General features: G+C 65.4%; 1 protein-coding gene. It reads left to right on the forward strand.

Annotated elements, in window-relative coordinates:
- Nucleotides 1-240: hypothetical protein (locus tag SB689_RS24070; protein WP_410694540.1), on the forward strand; the 240-nt coding region annotated here is incomplete at both ends.

The raw sequence follows: 240 nt of genomic DNA on the forward strand, positions 1-240 counted from the left end.
CGATGTCAAAAACCTGTTCGCCGATGGCATGCGCAAATACAGCCCGGACCTGGTCGCCGCATTCACCGTTGGCACACCCGGGGTGGACACCGCCGCCGGCTGGGCCTACGTGAACGGCCGCTACTCGGTCAACGCCATCAGCGCCTCGGCCGCCTTCCGCCACGAACTGGCGCACAACATCGGCGGCAGCCACTGCAACGACGGCAACGACAACTACCGCTTCGGCCACAACAACGGTCG

Origin of the sequence: Chryseobacterium sp. SIMBA_038, from assembly GCF_046535115.1 — a bacterium.
GTDB lineage: Bacteria > Bacteroidota > Bacteroidia > Flavobacteriales > Weeksellaceae > Chryseobacterium.